Here is a 23,355-nt window from a genome sequence, read left to right as displayed (position 1 = left end):
CACTTAAATCTTCTTTAACCAATTACGCATATCTACGGCATCGGAAATAATTCTCCTAAGATCCGATATTGAAACACGTTCCTGTTCCATTGAATCTCTATGGCGAATAGTGACCGTTTGATCTTCTTTGGTTTGATGATCCACCGTTATACAAAATGGTGTTCCGTTCGCATCTTGTCTGCGATACCTTCTTCCTACGGCATCTTTCTCGTCATAAGTAACATTGAAATCCCATTTTAAATCATCTATAACCTCTTTGGCTATCTCTGGCAAACCATCCTTTTTTACCAAAGGCAAAATAGCTGCCTTTACAGGTGATAGTACAGCGGGTAATTTTAAAACCGTTCTTGTAGTACCGTTTTCCAATTCTTCCTCTTGCAAAGAATTAGAAAAAACTGCCAAGAACATACGATCAAGACCTATAGAGGTTTCCAATACATATGGGACATAGTTTCTATTGGTCTCATGGTCAAAATATTGCAGTTTCTTACCAGAAAATTTTTCGTGGCTACCTAAATCAAAATCGGTTCTAGAGTGGATTCCTTCCAATTCTTTAAAGCCAAATGGAAAACGGAATTCTATATCTGCCGCGGCATCCGCATAATGTGCCAACTTCTCATGGTCATGGAATCTGTAATTATCCTCTCCCATACCTAAAGAAAGGTGCCATCGCATTCTATTTTCTTTCCAATGCTCATACCACTCTTTCTGTGTTCCTGGCTGAATAAAAAACTGCATTTCCATCTGTTCAAACTCACGCATTCTAAAAATAAACTGTCTTGCCACAATTTCATTTCTAAATGCTTTTCCTGTTTGAGCTATGCCAAACGGAATTTTCATTCTCCCAGATTTCTGTACGTTCAAGAAGTTTAAGAATATCCCTTGTGCAGTTTCTGGTCGCAAGTATAGATCCATGGCATTTTCTGCACTGGCCCCCAACTTGGTTCCGAACATTAAATTAAATTGCTTAACGTCCGTCCAGTTTTTTGAACCCGACATGGGGCATGCAATATCTAACTCCTCTATTAACGCCTTCACATCCGCTAAATCCTCTTTTTCCAAGGATCTTGCCATACGGCTTAATATAGACTTGCCTTGCTCTTGGTATTCAACAACCCTTTGGTTGGTCTCTAAAAATTTTTTCTTATTAAAAGAGTCCCCAAAACGTTTTTCGGCCTTTTTAACCTCTTTTTCTATTTTGGCATCGATTTTGGCAACATAGTCCTCTATTAGAACATCTGCCCTATATCGTTTTTTGGAATCTTTATTATCTATCAAAGGATCATTAAACGCATCTATATGACCTGAAGCCTTCCAAGTAGTCGGATGCATAAAAATTGCAGCATCAATACCAACAATGTTGTCGTTGAGCTGCACCATGGCTTTCCACCAGTAGTCACGAATATTTTTCTTAAGCTCCACCCCGTTCTGACCATAGTCATAAACAGCGCTTAAACCATCATAAATTTCACTTGATTGGAACACATATCCGTATTCCTTTGCGTGGGATATAACCTTCTTAAAATTATCTTCTTGATTCGCCATGTGGCAAAAATAGAATTTTAGCCTAAAAGATAGGTAATTATTTTAATTGAAATTCTGAAGATGTGATAAGGCGTTCATCCTCAAAAACATTTAAGGTATAGGTGCCTTCTTTCAACGAACCTTCTGGTACCGTAACCACCTCACAAACCGAAGTTTCTACCCCTGTATACTCAAACTCAACTCTTTTACTGTAAACATTACCGTTTACCGTGATGGTATTGGCATTATCCTCCACAATTTGTTTGTCCGGATCTAAAAATTGCAGGTATATCACCTTTTGTGATTCTGTGACATTCGGATCCGCCAAGACCGTAACACAACCTCTCAGTTTTTCTATGGTCGAAGCTTTATTGGTACTAACCGGGCGCGTACCCCTTAATCTAAAACCTCTACCTTCTGAATAATCCAGTTTTAGGTAATTTTTGGTTTTGAGCCGTTGGTTCAATTCCAATATTTTTTTGCGCTGTAAGGCCTCGGCTTCGGCCAACGAATTTCTATTGGCCCTAAGTTCTTCTATTTGTTTACGTGCCTCATCGTATTTATCGCTCAACAGCATATTGTTGTAACGAAGAAAATTGTTCTTTAACTTAAGACTATCATTTTTGGCCTCCAACCTTCTTAATACGGTCTTAAACTCCCTTAATCTAGCAACGGTGAAATTTAATCTTCCTACCGAATCTTTCAATTGTTGTACTTCGAACTTTGCATCTTGAAGCTCAATATCGTTCATTTCGTTCAATGCAGACAGGCGATCCAATTCTGCCTTCATAATAGTAAGATCCTTTACCAAAACCTCTTTTTGCTGTTCCAAAAAGTTGATTTCGGTCTTAGACTGGGCATAACTATAATAAAAGGCAATAAGAATCCCTATTATAACAGCGGCCAAAGCAGCAAGTATAATTTTATAATTGAATTTAGTATCTTGACTCTCCATCCAAAGAATTGGCCATTTAGTAGGTTAATATAATAAGCACAATATTGTTACTCACTAAGCTTTCAAATATAGCAAACGATATAAACACCCTCCTATTGCCTAGGGCATGTTTTGGATGTAATGCTAAAATAAATAGAGGAGAGAAGCTTTTGTGTACCGTTTGTCGACATCAATTGCCACTCACCGAATATAACTTTAACGTAGAAAACAGTGTCGACCGTATCTTTTATGGTAGAATTAACATAAAAAAAGCCAGTTCGTTCTTATATTTTGCGGAACAAGGAATCGTAAAAACCCTAATTCATAATCTTAAATACAAAAACCAAGAGCAGATCGGGAGTTTTTTAGGTAATTGGTACGGACAGTTGATAAAAGAAAACAACCACCTTCCACCAATAGACTATATTATTCCTGTTCCATTACACAAAAAGAAACTAAAGAAAAGAGGATACAACCAAAATACACTGTTCGCAAAAAAATTGGCATATCATTTACAAAGTGACTTTTTAGAAAATATTCTTGTTAAAACGGCGAATACCAGAACCCAAACAAAAAAGACAAGATTGGGCCGTTGGTACGACAATAGATCATTATATGAGGTTAAGAATAAAGAAATACTCACCAATAAAACTATTTTATTGGTAGACGATGTGATAACAACGGGGGCTACCATAGAAATCTGTGCCCAAGCATTAAAAAATATTGAGGGTACCGAAATATATGTTGCAAGCATGGCCATAGTTGCCAAAATTCTATAAAATATGTCGTTTCTTTGCTCTAGATATTTAAACCATGTTACGTAGATTTCTAGCTTATATTTTTGTTTTTATTATTGTTTTCTCATGTTTTCAATGTGCTAGAAAAGGCAGCCCTACAGGTGGCCCGAAGGATGTTACACCCCCTGTCTTGACCAAAGCGGAGCCAGAGAACATGTCTACTAATTTCAAGGCCAATAAAATTAGGTTGTATTTTGATGAGCTAGTGAAATTAAAAGATGTTCAAGAGCAACTCATTGTGTCTCCCCCTTTAAAATACCAACCGACATTAACACCACAGGGTAGCGCAAGCAGGTATGTAGAAATTACGCTAAAAGACACTTTGTTGGAAAACACTACCTATACCTTAAATTTTGGTCAAAGCATAGTGGATAATAACGAAGAAAACCCTAACAGCTTTTTTACCTATGTATTTTCTACGGGCAGTTATATAGATTCTCTTGAATTAAGAGGGGTGGTTAAAGACGCCTTTAATAAAAAAGCAGACGATTTTATCAGTGTTATGCTATATAACATAGATTCTACCTATACCGATTCTACAATTTTTAAAAGGCCACCCAATTATATTACCAACACCCTGGACAGCACTATCATCTTTAATTTAAAAAATCTAAAAGAAGGCAAATATGCCTTATTTGGACTAAAAGACGCTTCTAAAAACAACATTTTCGACCAAAAATCGGATAAAATCGCGTTTATAAAGGACACTATCAACCTTCCTACAGATTCGATATATCTTCTTACCCTTTTTAAAGAAGTACCCGATTATGCTGTTAACGTACCCTCATTGGCATCAAAAAACAAAATCAGCTTTGGTTATTATGGAAAAGGTGAGGAGATTAAGATATCCCCCATTTCAAAAATTCCAGATACGGTAAAAACTACTATTCTTAAAGAGCGCGATAAAGACACGCTAAATTTTTGGTTTACACCTTATGAAATGGACTCTATCGTTTTTACGGTAACCAATGAAAATTTAAAAGTCATAGACACATTTACGATCAAAAACAGAAAAGCGGGTATAGATTCACTTAAACTTAGCCCGACTCAAAAAAGCACGTTACATTTTGAGGACAAGGTATCCATTGTCGCAAACACTCCCCTAGTTTCTATAGATAGTTCTATGATAGATATTATGAACAAAGACTCGCTATTGATCGATTATAGCGTTTCTTTAGATTCCATAAAAAATAAATTGGATTTCGATTTCAAGGTGGAGCCCAACCAAGTTTATCAAATGCAACTATTACCTGGTGCGGTACTCGATTTTTTTGGTACTACCAACGATACCATCAATTATTCCCTGGCAACCAAGAGTTTCGCCGATTATGGTGATCTAACGGTAAATTTAAGTGGCAACAATATAGCCTATCCTCTGATTGTTCAATTGACCAATGACAAAGAAGAACTGCAAAGAGAGATATTCGCCAATGAACCCCAACTGTTTGAATTTAATAATTTACCTCCGGGAAATTATATGATACGGGTTATTTTTGACCAAAATAACAACCAAAAATGGGATACCGGTAACTATCTAAAAAAGATACAGCCAGAAAAAGTATCTCATTATCCGAACATTATAGAAATGAGGGCCAACTGGATAGAAAACGTAACTTTTAATATTTTAGATTAAAATCATCCCTATCTTCCAAAAACCTTAATTTAGACCGGATTTCTTTCACGTAGGTTTTGCTTACGGTAGTTTCAACAATCCCCTCTTTTTCTGAAAATGCCTGCCTTTCTCCCAAAGGATCGTATACCGCCGAGTGTCCGTCATATTCAAGTCCTTTTTCATCCGTTCCTATTCTGTTAACACCAACACAATATGCCATGTTCTCAATGGCCCTTGCTTTTAGCAAGGCATCCCATGCCGTAATTCGTGGTTTAGGCCAATTGGCCACATAAACAAGAATATCGTACCCACTTACATTTCTACTCCAAACTGGAAAACGTAGATCGTAACAAATCAACGGAGTTATTCGAAACCCTTTGTAATCGATGGTTTCTATGCTTTTTCCAGAAGTATATTTTTTGTGTTCTCCCGCCAAAGTGAACGTGTGTCTTTTATTGTAACTGGATACTTCACCATCGGGTTTCACAAAAAGCAACCTATTGTAATACTTTTCATTTTCATAAAAAACACTACTGCCTACCAAAGCCATATTCCTACTAACAGCTTCGTTCACCATCCAATCCACCGTCTTCTTAGATTGGTCCGCACCCAGTTTTTCAGGCGACATCGTAAACCCCGAAGTAAACATTTCGGGCAAGATTGCCAAATCTACATCATTTGACACTAAGTCCAATTTCTTTGAAAAATGTGCCCTGTTAGCTTCTGGGTCTTCCCAAACCAGCGATGATTGCACTAGGGCAATTTTAAGTATTTCCTCCATTATTTATTGTAGAACGATCTTATGACCATTGTGAACATTACTCTATGAACAGTTCAATTAATTCGGGGGCTTCCTTAAGCTTTGCATGATCTAGGGCCGTATTTCCCCTAGCATCCCTAATAGATTTATCCGCCCCATTGTTTAAAAGCACACGGGCAATTTCATACTTGCCGAACATGGCTGCATATATAAGTGCCGTAGCTCCCATTGTGTTTTTCTCGTTAAGATCGGCCTCGTTTTCTATCAACATTTCGGCCAGTTCTTTATACCCTTTAAAGCAAACGCCCATTAAAGGCGTGTTGCCAGCACCGTCCTTCTGATTTATATCTGCTCCTTGACTTAACAAAAAAGCCGCTATATCCCCTTGGTTATAATAAGTGGCCAAAATAAGTGGAGAAGACCCTCTACCATCTTTTATATTTACGAAACCCGGAGTTTTAGCCAATATCTCTTGAACTTGTTGAAGATTTCCGTTTCTTATGTTTTCGAACAGGTCGCCCATATTCTTCTATATTAAATTATATGGAAATATACTCTTTCATCCATTAATTTTCAAAATTATATCTGGATTCCCCCGTATTGGACATTTTCTTCATATTAAAATACTATCTTTATTACAAACACTATTCCATTTGAAGACCATGTCCTTAGAATCTTTTATAAAGGGTTCCCCGCACGCTATCGCCATTTTAGATCCAGAGCTGAGAGTAATGGCCAGTTCAGAAACATTACGATCCAATTATATTACACCAAATAAAGACATAATTGGTGAAAAGTTTTTGGATGTCCTGAACGACGTTCCTTCGGAGCTAAAACAAGACCTTGTTCTTAGTTTAAAAAAAGGAAGAATCGTTAATACTGGAATTAAATATTTTCTTAAAAACAACCAACCAAAGTGGTTAAAATGGAGTCTTGACCCATCAAAAAATGATGATGGCACCTTTATAGGGCTCATGGTACATATAGAAGATATTACAGACCAAAAAAGAGAGCAAGAGCTTTTTTTAAAAGCGGAAGAGGTATCCAGAACAGGGAGTTGGGAGCTAGACCTATTGACCAACGATGTATACTGGAGTCCCATGACCAAGAAAATTCATGGTGTTCCCCCGGATTATTCACCCATTCTTGAAAAAGCATTAAATTTCTATAAGGAAGGAGAATGCAGGAACAAGATAACCAAGGCAGTAAACAATACCATCGCTACGGGTGTTCCTTGGGACCTAGAGCTGATTATCGTAACCAATAAAGGACAAGAACTTTGGATAAGGGCAAGGGGACAGGCAGAAATGGTCGACGGAACATGCAAACGCCTCTTTGGTACTTTTCAAGATATAGACAGAAAAAAGAAAGCCGAATTAAAATTTAGAGAAACTTCGGAGCGTCTTAAGATTGCGACAAAAACGGCAAAAATAGGCGTCTTCCAGTACGACATTCATGAGAAAAACCTTATTTGGGACCAAAGCATGTATGACTTATATGAGATACATGAAAACGAATTAATGGCCGATACCGATTTTTGGATGTCTATGTTACACCCCGAGGATAAGGATTACATGATTCAAGAAGTGACCCTGACCCTTAAAGGGCAAAAAGAACTGGATGTCGAATTTAGAATAATATGCCCCAACGGAACTACCAAACATATCAAAGGCTATGGCATAGGCAAGAAGAACGAACAGGGTGAAGTAGTACAAATTGTAGGGGCAAACTTTGACATTACAGAATTAAAAACCACACAGTTAAACTTAAACCAAAGCGAAGTATCTTTAAAAGCCTCGTTCGATAATTCCGTTACAGGAATGGCGATAGTAGGTGCCGATCAGCGATGGAAGAAGGTAAATATAAGTCTCTGTAATTTATTGGGATATACGGAAAAAGAGTTGTTACAATTATCTATTAAAGACATAACCCACCCAGACGACATGGATAGCCTGACCTTGCTGGACAAAGCCCACAAAAGCAAGAAGGATAGTTTTCAAACAGAGAAAAGGTATGTTCATAAACTGGGAAAAACAATACATGCCATATTAACCGTGACCATTGTTAAAGAATCCAATGGGCAGGTCTCCCATTTCATTGCCCAGTTAATGGATATTACTCCAAGAATAGAAGCCGAAATTAAATTAAAAGAGGCTTCCCACCGGTTGAACGTTGCAACCAGGGTCGCCAATGTAGGGGTATGGGACCTAAAAGTACCTGAGAACATTGTTTTGGTCAATGACAACATGTACACCATGCACAACATACCCAAAGAATCATCTAACTTATTGGAAGATTGGCTGTTAAGAATGCATGAAGACGACAGGGAAGCATTATCCGAAAAACTGGATGCCATCGTAAAAAATGGTGATACTTTTTCTACCCAATTTAGGGGCTATAAACCTAATGGTGACGTTATTCACCTACTTTCCTTTGCAGAAGCCCAAAAAGACCGGGATGGGCGGGTAACCAATATAATTGGCGCAAACTTTGACATTACAGAATTAAGGCATGCCAAGCTTAAATTGGAAATAAGCAAGGAATCTTTTTCTGAAACCTTTGAAAATTCGGCAATCGGCATGGCGTTGGTGGGCACGGATTATCACTGGAAAAAAGTCAATAAAAGTTTATGTAAAAGTTTAGGTTATACAGAAGCGGAGTTGCTAAAGCTATCTATTAAAGACATTACACATCCTGATGATAAAGACAGCCTAACTCTTTTAGAAAAGGCACGTAAAAACAACCAGGACAGTTATCAAATAGAAAAAAGATATTTTCATAAAAACGGCGGAATAGTATATGCTCTTATCGCTGTTACCATAGTCAGGGATATCGACGGAAACATTTCACACGCCATTACACAAATTTTAGATTTAACAGATCGTATAGAAGCTTCAAAAAAACTCAATACCCTAGTGGAGGTTACAAAAAAGCAAAATGAAAGTTTATTGAATTTTGCCCATATCGTATCACATAATTTACGATCACATTCTACCAACATGGCCATGCTTACCAATTTTTTGGCCTCTGAAAAAGATGAACAAGAACGTGATAACCTTGTAAAGATGCTCATGAATGCATCTAATGGCCTTACCGACACCATACATCACCTTAATGAGGTTGTACAGGTTAAAACGGGCACTTTTGAAGAGATGCAAAGCATTAGCATTCTTAAAACCATTACAAATACTCAAAAAAACATTAAAGGTTTAATAAATGAAAAAGAGGTTATTTCTAAAATAGATGTGCCTAAATCGCATTTTGTAATGGGTATACCTGCATATATTGAAAGTATTTTCCTTAATTTGTATACGAATTCATTGAAATATTCTTCGCCAGAACGAAAACCTATCATCGAAATCTCTTCTAAGATAAAGAACGACACCGTTATAATATCTTTTAAGGACAACGGTCAGGGAATAGATTTGGAAAGACATGGAGACAAAATTTTTGGTATGTACAAAACCTTTCACAAACATAAAGACGCGAAAGGAATAGGATTGTTCATTACCAAAAACCAAATAGAGACGATGGGAGGAAGCATTTCTGTAAAAAGTAAAATAGACAAAGGTGCTACCTTTTTTATAACCTTAAAAAAAGCTTGAAAAAATGGTCAAAAGAAAAATAGATAGTTGTTGTATCATAGACGATGACCCAATTTTTATATATGGCACTAAGCGTATAATGAAAGACGTTGATTTTTGTGATTCCATTCTTGTATATAACAATGGCCAAGAAGCGTATGACGGACTTCGGGAAATTTCGGACCAAGGAAAAAAAGTGCCCCCCATTATATTTCTTGACTTAAATATGCCCATAATGAACGGATGGGAATTTCTTGACATGTTCACTAAAGTTCCTTCGAACAGTAGTGAAAATACCGTTATTTATATTATTAGTTCATCGGTAGATCCCAGAGACTTGGAAAGGGTAAAAAATTATAAGTCGGTTCATAACTATATATTAAAACCTATTACCCCCAATGATCTAGAAAATGTATTAAACGATATTCTAAAATAGGCCATATTCCACAATATATCTTTTAACACATAAAAGTACTGAACAACACATTTTTTGAAAAGATTCTAAACTTTCAACATTCAAGAAAAAACCATCGATATTACATTACTTCTCTCCAACCAATAAGAACTAGTTTTATTTTTCAACTTTTTTGTATCAATTAGTAATAATTGATATTACTTTCGTACCTAATTATTATAATCAGAATAAAAAAATTTCATGAGTAAATTTGAGAGTTGCTGCATAATTGATGACGATGAGTTTTTTGCTTTTAATTCCAAAAAACTAATGAAAGAGATGGATTTTTGTGAAAATGTTCTTTGGTACTCAGATGGGCAAGAAGCCATTGACAGCATTGTAGGCCTTTTGATCGAAAATATAAAAATCCCCGAAATAATTCTTTTGGATTTAAATATGCCAAAAAAAGATGGCTGGGCCTTTTTGGAAGAGTTTAATAAAATTCCGGAAAATCAAAGATCGGGTGTAAAAATTTTTATCGTTAGCTCTTTTATAAGCCCTGAAAACATGGCAAAAGCAAAATCGTTTACAATGGTAGAACAGTACATGGTAAAACCATTGACACAAGAATCATTGGAACAAATCAAGGAAACTACAAAAGGTAGCTAAAACTTACCTAATGCCGGGTGTAAAGTCTGCAGGGGCCTCTTTTGGAGCGTTAATAGTACCTTCTGACCCCGTATCATTATAAACAAGCCATTCAGAAAAATCATATGTAGCGTTGGCAACAGCAATCTCTATTTTTCTCAATGCCCTACCGTCCTCAAATTCATGGTCCGTACCAGAACCCTTTTCGCCAATAACACCGAATGTATCTATTACCGTACCAAAAGGGTCTATTAATTGTAGGTTATCATCCCCATTGGAATCGGCCGGCGAATTTGTTCCTACAGCTATATCGGGAGCAAAACCATACACCCTTTCAAATTCTTCTTTGTTCGGTGAAATCACCAAGGTACTTTCTGCCCCAATGGTATTTCCGGTCAAATCTATGGTAGAACTTATTTCTGAACTAGCGTTTGTATATCTTACCAATTTCCATCCTTTTAAAGAAAGTGGTTCTTTAGCTACATTATATATTTCCACAAATCTTGCCCCTGCGTTGTTGTCAGGGTCGGCAAGTTCGGTTAAGAGTATGGATCGGGAAGTAAACTCATCTACAAAATCTTCACACCGCTCATTTTGCAACTGTATGTCATTCAAATTACGTATTACCAGCTTATACCCATCATCTTTGGTCAAAATACCTGTAATATTTCCGCTTCCCTCCGGTAACAATTCGGACCAAAAGTCCGAATAGCCACTATTGACCAATAAAAGCTCATTATCGTTACAGTCCAATAAGGTCCGCTCGGTTTCTTCCTCTTGTTCCGCAAAGGTTTGGTCCAGATATTCTAATGAAAATTCCACTTCTTCGATTTCGACCAACGTGTTTACCATTTCATCTTTCAGTCCTGTAATCGATGTTCTTGTGGGTATTATTTCCCCCTGGTTGTCGCATGACACAAGAATATGTTCAAAAACGGTTTTTGACGGAATTCTTCCTACCGATAAATTCCCAAAAGAATTAAATACCCCTCCTAGTTTAAAAACTTCCTTTGTTTTTCCAAGATATAGGCCTTTGAGCCTAACTAGCACCTTATCACCTACACTATAGAATAAATGCGAATCCCTTAGATCTATTTCAATCCGAAATCCATCAGTAGGGTTTTCCAGTGTATTCTGAAAAAAAAGTACACCGAAAAAATTACCTTCCCTATCCGATGAACCTATGTACCCCTCAATAATCAAATCTTCTTGTATCTGAACAGTTTTGTTGTCATACAAACGTTTTACTTCTGCAAAGGTGGCCGTTGCCTTTATTTCGTCTTCACATACTATTTCTGGAATTTCAAAATTTTTATCTTTTACACAACCTTGCAGCAGTATAATAACAAGAAGGGGCATTTTTAAAATAAACGAACTTGTTTTTATATGTGATGAAATCATTTTTAAAATATTTTAAAAGCTAATGGCCACGTTCAAAAAATAGGTTCTGCCATAGCCGTACCAATATTTTGGTGCAAATGATGGAGAACCGCTTAGGTTATCCTGTTTTAATTGCCCAAAATTTCCATTTCTACTTTGTTCGTAACCTCCCGTTTTAAAACGGGTATCAAAGAGATTGTTGATACTGACAAAAACACCTATATATTTTCCCTTTTTTAACCAAGATTTACCTCCTATGGCATTAAGTAGGTAAAAATTGTCCAACTTTTTTTGCGTTAGAACCTCCGCCACATTCTCTGGTGTGGCATCTAAAAATCTTGCCCCCGTTTCGGGGTCTAACAAAAAGCTACTCGTTCTGGTTATAGTGGATATATTGGCATAATTGTTCGCTATATAATTAGCGGTCATACCTACCCACCAATATTTAGGGGCACGGTATTCGATACCAAAAGCCATTGCTTTTTGCGGACCCTGGGCCAGTTTATAGTCTTTGATCATGGCTGGCCCCAAATCCTTTACCCCACTTATATCTATTAAATCGTCCTCTGCAGAAGCGGTATCGAAATTGATGGTCACCAAAGGATTACTGGCATATAGGTACTTTCCAACAGATGCAACGGCAGATAGTTTCACAGAAGGTGAAAGTTGGTACTCTAACCCTAACTCTATACCCATGTGCAACTTATCCAAATCTGTCAGAACTTCTTGTACAAAATCTGAACCTACCCCAGCATCCACAAAGAAAAAATTAACATCCGTCGTATTCTGAAACCTTGTGTAAAACCCTGTCAAACGTCCGGTAAGTTTTGGCATTCTTAAAAAGTAATTTAAATCGACCGTGGAAATGGTCTCATTTTGTAGGTCGGGTACAACGGCATTGGATTCCCTTGGGTTAACAAAGATGTTCTGTAACACTGGAGGTCTTTTCATATACGCCGTATGTGCAGTAATCCAATGTCTCCCTGTAACCTTATATGTGAGCCCCGCCTTAAGACCCAAATTAGAAAACCTTATCTCTTCTCCCTTTCCATAAGAAATATCCGGAAAACGCTCGTTCATGAACAGACCGTTCCTCTGAAACGAATTTGAACTATAATACCCTCCTATAAAACCTTTCCATTGGTTCAGATTTACACCAAGCTGGGCAAACACCTTGTATTGTTGTGCGATAAACTCATAATTATAATTAAAAACATCCCCTTCTCCTTTGTTTATATTGCCATCAACATCATTTTTGGTGTTTGAAAACGTATCTAGGTCTTCATGAAAATCGGCACCTAACAGATCATTTATTTCTGCATAGTTCTTAGAGTTTAAATACCTTCCCATAAGACCAAAATCCATTTTAAAAATATCGGAGAACCTCAGATTAGCATTAACGTTACCGGTTATCTGGGTGTCTGAAACAGTATCGTCATATAATACATAGGCCGCCTTGCCATTTTGTGACACAGCAGTATTAGCGGTGTATATCTTTTGCCAATTCACTTGTGGATCGTTCAAAAAACTTGTCTTGGCAACTTCTGCGCTAATAAAATTTGCCCCTATCGGACTATTGATATAAAAACTTGGTAAATATCTATAATAGGTTGGATCTGGATTAGGAGCGTTATAATATCCCAATCTACTTTTAGCATATTTTCCGGTCTGGTAAACAACACCTACTGCCAAATTAAACTTTTCAGTTTCATGAAAATAGTTCAACATTAACATTGGCTCGGCAATGGCCCTTTCACGCGAATTTCTGATCTTACCGCCCTGTTTTCCCCAATACGGGTTATAGTTGTTTCCTATTAAATTATAAACTTCCTCAGTAAGTGCCGAGGATCTACCCCTTCTGTTAGAAGCAAATATCGATGTTAGAAGTAAACTGTTTCTTTTGTCCATTTTATATTCTAAGGCCCCATAGAACGAATAGGCATCGTACAGGGTTCCATCTATATACCCTTCTTTTGCCCAACGTCTGGAGGTTGAGAACATATAGGCCAGTCCATTTTTCTGCATTCCAGAATTATAGGTTGCCATTATTCTTCCTGTATACGTTCTATTGGAAGCAGATGACGAAACGCGAAAACCCGGGCGTAGACCCGAGGGTCTCAAATCAATATTCGTATTGCCCAGTATACCACCGAATGTATGGTTAGATGAAGCTAGCCCATTTGTAAATTGTTGATTTCTTACCACGTCGTTTAGGCCTCCCCAATTGTTCCATTGAGGTCGGCCATCTACGATTTTGTTCATTAAAATTCCGTTTATTAGTACCTCACCGTTTTTTGCATCGTAGCCACGTACCCTAAAAAATGCCTGTCCAAAATCAAATGCCGCCCTATTTAGATAAATATCCCTTGTGGATTGTAACAGACCTAAAGAATTGGCATTGGCCCCATCGTCTAAAAGTTCAGCCTCTGTTAACGTAATAAGATTATTTTGCTTCTCTAAAGAAATATCGTGCTGTAAGTATATTTTACCTAATTGAAGTGAGACGTTATCCACACTTATAGGAATACGCTTGATGCCATAATCTTGAAATGAAACTCTTAAAATGAATTCATTTGTTAAGTTCACATTTAATATAAAATAGCCCGAATCGTTAGTTTTAGTTTCAAGGTTTTCTCCCTCGATCGTAATTATGGCCCCTGAAATAGGTATTCTATCCAATGCGTTTACAACAACTCCCGAAACAGGAGTAGTCTCTTGGCCAATACATACTTTAAAACATAGAAAAACGAGTATAAATAGAATTTTTCTATGCATACAATGGTTAGTGTTCTCTATTAATGGTATTGTAATATATTAAAAAACAACAACTTATACATTCGTTTAATCTAAAAAATCATATATTTCCATTATGTTGAAACCCATTATCTATTTGCTGATTCTTCTTAGCCCTTTAATAATACAGGCACAAGAGAAGAACAAATATCAGGTGCGTACGATAGCCTTTTATAATCTAGAGAACCTTTTTGATACCAAAAACGACACTTTAATATTTGATGACGACAGAACACCAGAAGGAAAAGATGGATGGACACAAGAACGGTATTTAAAAAAAATAGAAAATCTGTCGAAGGTTATAGTGCAAATAGGTAAGATTAACACCAATGCTACGCCGGACATTATTGGTGTTTGTGAGGTTGAGAACAAGAGTGTACTTATAGATTTGACAAACCACCCCAACCTAAAAGAAAAGAATTATGGTATTGTGCATTTTGATTCTCCCGACGAAAGAGGTATAGATGTTGGCTTACTATATTCCAAATCAGCTTTTATACCAACCTCCTTTGCCAGTCATAGACTATTATTGTTCAATGATGATGGTGAACGAGATTATACTAGGGACCAACTAGTGGTCGAAGGTATGCTAGATACTGAAAAGATGTATTTCATCATAAACCACTGGCCTTCTAGAAGTGGAGGAGAGCTTCGTAGTAGACCTTTTAGGTTAGAGGCTGCCAAGTTGAACAAAAGAATCATAGACTCTTTAAAAAGATATGACCCCAATGCAAAAATTATCGCGATGGGAGATTTTAACGATGACCCTGTAGATCATAGCTTCAAAAAAATTCTTAAAGTCAAAGGAAAAATAAAACAACTTGATTCTATGAGTCTTTTTGGACCTATGGAAAAAATGTATAAAAAAGGAATGGGTTCTTTAGCGTACCGCGACAAGTGGAATATCTTTGACCAAATCTATTTTACATCCAACTTTGTACAACCACCCGAAGGTTCATATGCCTATTGGAAAGCCGGTATATACACGCCCTCTTATATTATTGACCCAAAAGGCAAATACAAAGGCTACCCTCTAAGAACATATGCCGGAGGCAATTATGTTGGCGGTTATAGCGATCACTTTCCCGTTTATATGCACCTTATAAAAAAGGTCTACTAAAAACTATTGTTAATCTAATGGTGTCAGCATTATATTTTTCCACTTTACCTTTATACCTCCACCATCGTGGATCTGAAGTAAAATAGCCCCTTCTCCCTTACCTATTATCTCATCTTTCAGGGCAATCATTTCGGTACCATTTAGCCAAGAGGTGATATTATCGCCATCTACCTTTATTTTCATATGGTTCCAGTCCCCAAACTTCAGTGCTTTGTCCTTTTCTTCTTCAGGCTTAATCAGCCAATGACGTCCATAGGATTCGTACACCCCACCGGTATAATAACCTGGCGGCGCCACTTCTACCTGCCATCCGCTTACGGTAGTACCTTCTACCGACGACCTGATGAAAACACCGCTATTTCCATCGGCCTTTTGTTTAAAATCCAACTCTACAATAAAGTTCTTGTAATGTTCGTCGGTTGCCAAATAACCGTAACCCGCATCTGGTCCACTTTCACAAATCAAGAGACCATCTTCTACATACCATTTTTCGGTTCCGTAGATTTTCCATCCATCTAAATTTTCTCCATTGAACAGTGCCTTGGTCTGGGCTTTTACTCCAATCATTAAAAGCAAGGTAAAAAGCAAGTTTATACTTTGTTTCACTATAACTTGCTTAAAACCATTGGCTCCATGGTATTCTACTTAAGATCAGCACCAAACCTACACCATAGAAAATGGCTATGCTCTTAAATTTTTTGTCCCCTTCAACAAATTTCTTATGTCTAGACCAACCAATAGTTATCGAAGCAATTGCCAATATGTTTATAAATGGGTGTTCTACAGCCAACAATCTGGCTGCGGAGGTCAGCCCTCCCATACCAAATTCCTGTATGGCGTTTAACCCACTTGGCGAGACGAAATATAAAACAAGACCGACCAACAATTGTATGTGACAAAGAATTAAGGCAAAAAGACTAATTCTTAAATCTTTGTCCATAGTAAAGATTCTTTTACCCACTAATCCTGAAACAGCGTTTATTACGGCTATTATCAGCATTGCCAATGCTACATAGGCCAAATAGGAATGTAGCACCTGAATTGTTTCGTACATAATATCGGTTTTAATTGGTTTTAAAAATAGTGATTTTTAAGCATAAAAAAGCCCTGATGTTACCATCAGGGCTTAAATATTTAATTCTGTTATGGATTAGAATTTGTAGCGTAAGCTAAAGTTCCATGTGGTTCCATTACCAAAGTATACATAATTACTTGTATTGATACCTTTGTATGTATCATCACCTGGAGCAGCTTCGATATTAGAAGTCATTTTAGAAATATACTCCTCATCAAGTACGTTGTTTACGTTAAATCTGAACAATAGAGACTTATCGTCATTTTTACCTAATAGCATTCTGTAGCTAACACCTGCATCCAACAATCCAAAGCTTGGTAATTCGATGTTGCTTTTTACAGCACCTACATCTGCATAAAGTTTATCATAATATCTGTAGTTTGCATCCAAGGATACTCTTTCTACAAATTCGTAGTCAAATCCTAATCCGAATGTTGTTTGTGCGGCACCACCTACTTCTCCACCATCAACATCTTCAACGTCGGATGAAAGAACATTTCTATCCTCATCTCTTGTAGTAGTGACAGCATCACCTACATATTTCCAATCACCTACAGACAAGAACCCTGTAAGTTTTAATGTTGGTAAAGGCCTAGCGTCCATTGATAATTCTACACCACTGTGCAATTGTTCTACTCCCTCATCGGTTTCAAAGGTAATCGCTCCAAAATCATCGGTATCCGATGAACTTACGACCCTGTCTTTCCATGAAGTTCTATAAACGTCCAATCTAGCACTAAAGTTAGGTGCACTAAAAGTATAACCTGCTTCTAAACCAAGAATTTTTTCGTTCTCTGTTAATGGGTTTACGTCGTTCGTATAGTTCAAATAAATGTTATCATGGTAGGGTTGACGAGAATAGTAACCGGCATTAACATAAAACTTGTTTTGATTGTTGATAGCGTAGCTACCACCACCTTTAATATTGAAACCTGTATTGGTAACTTTTTCTGACTTTTCTTCAGCCTCTGTATACTGATATCTGTCCCATCTTTGGTGGCTTTGGCTAGATACTGAACCTTGCATAAAAAGAGATACGGCGTTTTTAACATACTCTACCTGTCCAAAAACACCACCATAGTTGATTCTCTCGTCATAATCATAATCTATTCTCTCATCTTCATCTGCATAATTGAACAAAGAAGACCAACCGCTAGGCTTAAATGTAGAGCTAACGATATAACCATCAGGATACTGTAGGCTTTCACTTTCATCAAAACCATTCAATCCCAACAAGTTAACAAGTTGCCTGAAGTGTGTTCCTTTATAAGTTCTTAAATCTGCCCCAACATTAAATGTAAGGTTTTCATTTAACTCGTTGCTATAATTGGTAACCAAACCATACCAGCCATGGTTGTTGGCAGAAGCTCTAATCCCTGAACCATAATAAGAACCACCAACACCTATACCATCTGTAATACCTTTATTATACTCAACAACGGCATTCCAATCAATTAAACCTTCATTAGTAATACTATTAGGGATGTAACCAGGTCCATCACCGTAGCTACCCGTTCCACCTCCACGGCCCCAAGAAGCGTAAAGCACTGTAGAAAGGTTAGAAGACTCATTTATTGTCCAGTCCCAGTTTAAGTTGGCAACTGGTTTATGGTAGTAGTTAGTTCTTTGGGAAAGATACTCTCCATTAAGAAAACCGTAGTTACCGTTATAAAGCATTCCATATTCTAAATACTCAGAAATTTTTTCTGTGTAATGTTGGTCGTGAGTCTGTGGTGCACCGGTAACCAAAAAGTTAAAGTTGTGGGCATCGTTAAGTTTGTACCCCAAAGAAATAAAATAAGTCTGACCTTCGCCAAAGGTACCATTACTATACCCATCACCTTGCCAGTGAGACAACATTACTGTGGCACCAAAACCTTTTTCACTTACTCCAGTACTATATCCTACTGTAGTTTTTAGATAGTTGTCATTTGCAATACCTGCAGAAACAAAACCACCCTGTCTCATATCAGTAGTTTTTGTAACAAAGTTAACCGTACCACCCACAGATGAAATAGCAAGTTTGGAAGAACCTAGACCTCTCTGAATCTGGATACCGTTAGCGATATCAGAAATACCAGACCAGTTAGACCAGTACATTTTACCATCTTCCATACCATTGATCGGTTGACCGTTTAAAAGGAAAGCCGTGTTATCTTGCTCAAAACCACGAACCCTAATCTCCGTATCACCAAAACCACCGGATTGACCAGCAACATATACAGAAGGTGTATTTACCATAGTCATGGTAACATCCTGCGCCCCTACTTTCTCTTGTATTTCCGCTACCCCTATAGTAGATACCGCTATGGGTGTTTGCCTGTCGTTAGCAAGGTCGATAATTCCAGACCCGACCACAATAACCTCATTTAATTGTTCAGCGTCTGGCTGTAAAGAAATAGTACCGATACTACCAGCACTTGTAAAAGGTACATTTTTAGATATATACCCCATATAAGAAATAAGTAAGGTTCCCGAACCTTCTGTTACATTTAGAGAAAAATTACCGTCAAAATCTGTTGTGGTACCCTTTGTTGTACCTTTAACAACAATACTAGCCCCTGGCAGTGGGTCTCCCGTTTCCCCATCTTTGACCACACCGGTAATTGTCTCTTGTGAAAAAGCCGTTACGGTCATTAAAAATGCCGCAATTGCGAAATAGATGTTTTTCATTTTTTCAAGTATTTGTTAGTTTTTTAACCTTCTGCAAAAGTCCTTCATTTTTGGACCTTGAACGTTAAGGTAACGTTAAATCAATACTGCAAAAATACCTGAATTTTTTTGAAAATAGAACTGAGAATGAATGTGTTATACCTATTTTTAATAAGTTTATAAATATTCTAAATTATTTCTTAAAATATTGAAGAAGTCGCAATGTGGAGCTATCGTGATTTCCAATATTCTCACTTTCAATATCCTTTAATATAGCCCCGGCCAGTTGTTTCCCAAGCTCTACACCCCATTGATCATAACTAAAAATGTTCCAAACCACACCTTGAACAAATATTTTATGTTCATACAAGGCAATTAATGCCCCCAAACTTTCTGGTGTCAATTTATCTATCAATAACGTATTTGTAGGCTTGTTACCATCAAAGACTTTGTAAGGCGCAAGTTTCTCTATTTCTTCATTAGAGGCCCCTTTTTCTCTCAACTCGGCCTCTACTTCCTCTTGGGTCTTTCCGTTCATCAAAGCTTCGGTCTGTGCAAAAAAATTGGCCATCAGCTTATTATGATGGTCTTGATCACCATGCAAAGAATACTTAAACCCGATAAAATCGGTAGGAATCAATTTTGTACCCTGATGTATCAACTGAAAAAAGGCATGTTGAGAATTTGTTCCTGGTTCTCCCCAGATTATAGTACCCGTTTCGTAACTCACCTTATTACCGTTACGATCCACGCTTTTCCCATTACTTTCCATTATCCCTTGCTGCAAATAGGCAGAGAATCTACTCAAGTATTGAGTGTATGGAATTATAGCTTCTGTCTCCGCACCATAAAAATTGTTATACCAGACACTTACCAAGGCCATTAATACTGGAAGATTGTCCTTAATATCGGTATTTTTAAAATGCTCATCCATATTATTCGCGCCTTGCAACATGGCTTCAAAATTTTCGTAGCCCACGGCAAGTGCAATAGAAAGTCCTACGGCGCTCCATAGAGAGAATCTACCTCCGACCCAATCCCACATCGGGAATACATTTTCGGACGCAATACCAAATTCTGCTATTTTTTCGGTATTCGTAGATACCGCGGCAAAATGCTTTGCGATATCTTCTTGTGTTCCATAATTTAAAAACCATTTTTTTATGGTCGTTGCATTGCTCAATGTTTCTTGCGTAGTAAACGTTTTCGAAACAACTACAAACAAAGTAGTTTCTGGATTTAAACCCTTTAACACCTCGTGTACATGGTCACCATCTACATTACTTACAAAATGCACGTTCAAATGGTTCTTGTAAAACTTTAATGCTTCGGTCACCATGGCAGGCCCTAGGTCGGAACCCCCGATACCTATATTTACAACATCTGTAAACGGTTTGCCGGTATACCCTTTGCTTTCTCCTTTTATTATGGCTTCGGAAAATTCTTTTATATGTTTTTTTACCTCATAAACCTCTGCAACAACGTTCTTACCATCAACAAAGACCTCATCGGTTTCCTTCGCTCTTAAAGCAGTGTGCAAAACAGCCCTACCTTCTGTTCGGTTTATTTTGTCTCCAGAAAAATATTTTTCAACGGCATCTTTTAGCTTTACCTCGTTTGCCAAATCTATTAGTAACCCCAATGTTTCGTCCGTAATTCTGTTCTTGGAAAAGTCTAACAGAAAATTGTTCCATTTCTTACTGAACTTCTCAGCTCTTTGGTCGTCCGAAGAAAAAAGCTCTTTTAAGTGAAGGTTTTTAGTGTTCTTATAATGCTCGGACAATTTTGCCCAAGCCTCGGTTGTTGTAGGGTTAATATTATTTAGTGCCATCTATTTCATTAAGTGTTAACAAATCTTCTTCAATTTTCTCTGGATAGGCTATGCAGTCCAATTGATCTTTTAAAGGATTGATATATGCGAAATAATCAGGTCTCAACTTTTCGTCAAGCGGCTCTGCCAATGGCAGGTCTTCCTTTAAAGGGTCTACCTGTTTTCCATTTTTCCAAAAACGGTAACAAACGTGCGGCCCCCCGGTATTACCCGTCATGCCGATCCAACCAATAATGTCGCCCTGTCTCACATAGTCTCCTTTTTTTACGTTCTGCGCCTTCATATGCAAATATTGAGTAGAATACGTACCATTGTGCCTAATCTTAACAAACTTTCCGTTTCCTCCCCTTCGGGTAGATTCAACCACCGTTCCATCTGCCGTTGCCATGATAGGTGTGCCGATCGGTGCGGCATAGTCCGTTCCCTTATGTGGCCTAACTTTATAACCGTAATAACGAATTCGTCTTTTAAGGTTATAGCGAGATGATATTCTACTGAATTTAACCGGGGCCCTTAGAAAAGTTCTCCTCAAATTATTGGCCTCCTCGTCATAATAATCTATTACCCCTCCTTTTAAAGAATCGTTTTCATAGGCAAAAGCGTATACCGGCCTTCCGTTATGCTCAAAATAAGCGGCCTCTATAGGTCCTGCGCCTGCATAAATAGAATCGTTTATATATTTTTCTTTGTATATGACCTTAAACTTGTCCCCTTTTTGAAGTCTAAAGAAATCAATGGTCCAAGCGTATATTTCAGACAGGTTATTAGTAACGTTATAATCTATACCTTGATCTAAAATAGCTTCTGACAAAGATGTTTCTATAACACCCGAAGCCTCGCGTTCTACATATTTTACTTCTTTCTTTCGCTTGTAGGCCAAAACGCTGTCCCTAAAATCTACCACCGTATAATTTATAGGGTCGTTTTCATATATAAAAACTTCTGCCTTCTCTGTGGTATCCTTTGATTTTAATATCAGATAAGGTTTGCCCACCCTTATTTTTCTTACATCAAAAGTGTCTTTGAAATCTTCCGATATTTTTGCGATTTTCGGATAATCTACCTTGTTCTCCAACATTAATTCTCCAAAACTATCGCCCCTTTTAACGGTATCTCTCTTAACTTTAAACTCGTCTAGGTTAAAACCGAAATGTGTAATCACAGGGGTTTCTACCTGAGCTACTTTCGCCTCTTCATTTTGCACCAAAGTGCTCTTATCTTCTTTACAGGCCCCTAAAAGGACCAATGCAAATATGACGCCCCAATACTTTTGCATTCTTATTCTATATTTACTTTGTTAGGATTATAAATGTGGTCTACCCATTGTTTGCCCCATTCCTCTTTTTCTTTTTCGCTATATATGTTCGGAAAGAAAATCACTTTCTGAAAACTTGGCGGAAGGTACTCTTTCCAATTGGTACCCCCTGTGGCCTCTATATCTCCCGTATCACGGCTTAAATAACGATGCGCAGACCCCATATGCATCAACGGCCAATTTACATTAGCGTTCATATCCATCGTTTTCATCGCCTCTATCAACTCTTTGTTCTGCCGATGCCCTAGAGGCAACCCTAAATACTTATGATAGATGGTATTGTTCTTTAATTGTTTGGCTATACGTATAAACCTTGGTGTATACCTATATTCAAATTGCTTTAACGTAAGTGTTTTTTCGCCCGTTGCCATATCGGTGGCGCCTCTTTTCCAATAGATATGTTCGTAAAGTGTCTCTATATCGTCTTCGGAAGAAAATTCTTCTCTTTTAGAAGCGTGCACCAAATTCTCTAACGGTGTGGCATAAATTTCTATCATTCTGTACTGTGCCGACTGAAAACCACTCGCGGGCAACAATGCCATTCTATATTGAAGAAACTGCTCTTTCTCCATTCCCTTTATCATGATGCCAAAAGAAGAAATCAGAGCGGTATAGTAACTATTTATACGCCTTAGTTTTTCGATAAAAAAATCAAGATCTTGCGATTTATCGTCCACCAACTGCTTTTGCTCGTGTAGTATAAGCTTAAAGTATAGCTCGGTGATCTGATGGTACATGATGAATATTTCCTCGTCCGGAAAATGTGTTCTTGGAACCTGTAGGCTCAACAAGGTATCTAAATGAATATAATCCCAATAGGTTAAATAACGTTGGTATAAAAGCCCGTCCAAATATGAGCTAAGGTCTTGGCCCGAATTTTTATACTTTTCCTCCAGTTTTGAAATCTGCGATTTGACCCGCTCTTTATCCGTCATT

General features: G+C 37.5%; 18 protein-coding genes. 6 read left to right on the top strand and 12 right to left on the bottom strand.

Going from position 1 to position 23,355, the window contains the following annotated elements; translation table 11 throughout:
- Nucleotides 1-3 precede the first annotated feature (3 nt).
- Entirely contained in the window at nt 4-1,545 is a 1,542-nt protein-coding gene (locus AB657_RS14305; RefSeq protein WP_047247113.1) for a glycine--tRNA ligase, read from the bottom strand.
- A 37-nt stretch (nt 1,546-1,582) separates the two neighbouring features.
- Nucleotides 1,583-2,479 (bottom strand): hypothetical protein, encoded by an 897-nt coding sequence (locus AB657_RS14300; RefSeq protein WP_047247112.1) that lies wholly within the window; start codon nt 2,477-2,479, stop codon nt 1,583-1,585.
- 173 nt (nt 2,480-2,652) lie between these two features.
- Here AB657_RS14300 and AB657_RS14295 point away from each other — a divergent pair, with 173 nt between their 5' ends.
- Both AB657_RS14295 and AB657_RS14290 read left to right on the top strand, forming a co-directional pair.
- Entirely contained in the window at nt 2,653-3,237 is a 585-nt protein-coding gene (locus tag AB657_RS14295) for a ComF family protein (protein WP_232304890.1), read from the top strand.
- A gap of 34 nt (nt 3,238-3,271) precedes the next feature.
- Nucleotides 3,272-4,888, top strand: a complete 1,617-nt coding sequence (locus tag AB657_RS14290) for an Ig-like domain-containing protein (protein WP_047247111.1) — start codon at nt 3,272-3,274, stop codon at nt 4,886-4,888.
- Here AB657_RS14290 and AB657_RS14285 read toward each other — a convergent pair.
- Nucleotides 4,872-5,648, bottom strand: coding sequence for an amidohydrolase (locus AB657_RS14285; protein WP_047247110.1), 777 nt, complete (start codon nt 5,646-5,648; stop codon nt 4,872-4,874). The two genes, AB657_RS14290 and AB657_RS14285, sit on opposite strands and share 17 nt — an antisense overlap.
- Before the next feature lie 37 nt (nt 5,649-5,685).
- The gene (locus AB657_RS14280; protein ID WP_047247109.1) at nt 5,686-6,150 is read right to left on the bottom strand and encodes an ankyrin repeat domain-containing protein; all 465 of its coding nucleotides are present in this window, start codon (nt 6,148-6,150) and stop codon (nt 5,686-5,688) included.
- 139 nt (nt 6,151-6,289) lie between these two features.
- Between AB657_RS14280 and AB657_RS17740 the strand changes: the two genes are divergently transcribed.
- The 3 genes from AB657_RS17740 to AB657_RS14265 all read left to right on the top strand — a co-directional run bounded on the left by AB657_RS17740 (nt 6,290) and on the right by AB657_RS14265 (nt 10,274).
- Nucleotides 6,290-9,232 (top strand): sensor histidine kinase, encoded by a 2,943-nt coding sequence (locus AB657_RS17740; protein WP_052958716.1) that lies wholly within the window; start codon nt 6,290-6,292, stop codon nt 9,230-9,232.
- A gap of 4 nt (nt 9,233-9,236) precedes the next feature.
- A complete protein-coding gene (locus AB657_RS14270; RefSeq protein ID WP_047247108.1) occupies nt 9,237-9,647 on the top strand; it encodes a response regulator in 411 nt (136 codons plus the stop codon).
- A 219-nt stretch (nt 9,648-9,866) separates the two neighbouring features.
- Nucleotides 9,867-10,274, top strand: a complete 408-nt coding sequence (locus tag AB657_RS14265) for a response regulator (protein ID WP_047247107.1) — start codon at nt 9,867-9,869, stop codon at nt 10,272-10,274.
- A 3-nt stretch (nt 10,275-10,277) separates the two neighbouring features.
- On the opposite strand, the gene AB657_RS14260 is transcribed toward AB657_RS14265, so the two are convergent.
- Both AB657_RS14260 and AB657_RS14255 read right to left on the bottom strand, forming a co-directional pair.
- On the bottom strand, nt 10,278-11,654 hold the full coding sequence (locus AB657_RS14260; RefSeq protein WP_047247106.1) for a DUF5689 domain-containing protein: 1,377 nt from the start codon (nt 11,652-11,654) through the stop codon (nt 10,278-10,280).
- Nucleotides 11,655-11,666: 12 nt separating this feature from the next.
- A complete protein-coding gene (locus AB657_RS14255) occupies nt 11,667-14,408 on the bottom strand; it encodes a carboxypeptidase-like regulatory domain-containing protein (protein WP_047247105.1) in 2,742 nt (913 codons plus the stop codon).
- Between the two features lie 97 nt (nt 14,409-14,505).
- Between AB657_RS14255 and AB657_RS14250 the strand changes: the two genes are divergently transcribed.
- On the top strand, nt 14,506-15,546 hold the full coding sequence (locus AB657_RS14250) for an endonuclease/exonuclease/phosphatase family protein (protein WP_157491831.1): 1,041 nt from the start codon (nt 14,506-14,508) through the stop codon (nt 15,544-15,546).
- A gap of 9 nt (nt 15,547-15,555) precedes the next feature.
- On the opposite strand, the gene AB657_RS14245 is transcribed toward AB657_RS14250, so the two are convergent.
- The 6 genes from AB657_RS14245 to AB657_RS14220 form a co-directional block, all read right to left on the bottom strand.
- On the bottom strand, nt 15,556-16,113 hold the full coding sequence (locus tag AB657_RS14245) for a 3-keto-disaccharide hydrolase (protein WP_047247103.1): 558 nt from the start codon (nt 16,111-16,113) through the stop codon (nt 15,556-15,558).
- Between the two features lie 49 nt (nt 16,114-16,162).
- Nucleotides 16,163-16,600 (bottom strand): hypothetical protein, encoded by a 438-nt coding sequence (locus tag AB657_RS14240; protein WP_047247102.1) that lies wholly within the window; start codon nt 16,598-16,600, stop codon nt 16,163-16,165.
- Nucleotides 16,601-16,696: 96 nt separating this feature from the next.
- Nucleotides 16,697-19,294: a TonB-dependent receptor gene (locus tag AB657_RS14235; protein ID WP_047247101.1), complete on the bottom strand. Its 2,598-nt coding sequence runs from the start codon at nt 19,292-19,294 to the stop codon at nt 16,697-16,699.
- A gap of 172 nt (nt 19,295-19,466) precedes the next feature.
- The gene (gene pgi / locus AB657_RS14230; RefSeq protein ID WP_047247100.1) at nt 19,467-21,104 is read right to left on the bottom strand and encodes a glucose-6-phosphate isomerase; all 1,638 of its coding nucleotides are present in this window, start codon (nt 21,102-21,104) and stop codon (nt 19,467-19,469) included.
- A complete protein-coding gene (locus AB657_RS14225) occupies nt 21,091-22,380 on the bottom strand; it encodes a peptidoglycan DD-metalloendopeptidase family protein (RefSeq protein ID WP_047247099.1) in 1,290 nt (429 codons plus the stop codon). The genes pgi and AB657_RS14225 overlap by 14 nt, the downstream gene beginning before the upstream one ends.
- Before the next feature lie 2 nt (nt 22,381-22,382).
- On the bottom strand, nt 22,383-23,354 hold the full coding sequence (locus AB657_RS14220) for a tryptophan 2,3-dioxygenase family protein (protein ID WP_047247098.1): 972 nt from the start codon (nt 23,352-23,354) through the stop codon (nt 22,383-22,385).
- Nucleotide 23,355: the final 1 nt, after the last annotated feature.

This window comes from Maribacter thermophilus (assembly GCF_001020565.1).
In the GTDB taxonomy this organism is placed as follows: domain Bacteria; phylum Bacteroidota; class Bacteroidia; order Flavobacteriales; family Flavobacteriaceae; genus Maribacter; species Maribacter thermophilus.
This window is presented reverse-complemented; position numbering and strand designations above follow the sequence as displayed.